Raw genomic sequence first — 614 nt, forward strand, 5'->3', positions numbered from 1 at the left:
AGGCTGGGAGAGGGAAGCCGGACGATGGAAGTGCCGGTTTTACTTAAAAAGTACTGATCATCAGATGAAAAAAATATCATTTTTTCAGAGAGAGCTTTGTTCAAATCCTTATCCGGAAACCTGGCTTTTTTACTCTATTTTTTATAACTAACTGACTATTAAATATAATCGGATTCGCATTAAATTAAAAAGCCCTCAGCACTTCCAAGTGCTGAGGACGACCTATATATTGCTGTGTTTTTTATAAAGCTGTCGCAGTGTACGTTACTGTCTGCGTATACGTTCCGGCCGGTTTCCCTAAGATGTCTGAAGAAGATGATTTCGCTGCCGGGATGGTGTAGTCCAGGTTCAGAGTTAATGCGCTTCCAAGCGGAGCGTTGGTTACCAGAGTCTGGTCCGTTGCCGATAAAACAACGGCGCTTTTTGTTCCGCCCATAGTTCCGGAAGCTGCTGCGGCTTTGATGGTCAGAACATTGACAGGGATCAGGTTGGTTCCGTTCATGAAATTAGCACCTCCTGCTTTTACTTTGACATTAAAGTTTTTTGTTGACGTCACTTTCAGAGAGTTGGCTTTGGTAACGGTCTGGTCCGAATTGTAGTCTGCTGCCGTCGCA

General features: G+C 44.1%; 1 protein-coding gene. It reads right to left on the reverse strand.

Annotation, left to right across the window (positions count from 1 at the left end; all coding sequences use genetic code 11):
* Positions 1-241: 241 nt before the first annotated feature.
* A partial coding sequence (locus CHA01nite_RS20385) for a peptidoglycan-binding protein LysM (RefSeq protein ID WP_146944837.1) occupies positions 242-614 on the reverse strand: 373 nt, incomplete at its 5' end.

This window comes from Chryseobacterium hagamense, from assembly GCF_007991455.1.
Classification (GTDB): domain Bacteria; phylum Bacteroidota; class Bacteroidia; order Flavobacteriales; family Weeksellaceae; genus Chryseobacterium; species Chryseobacterium hagamense.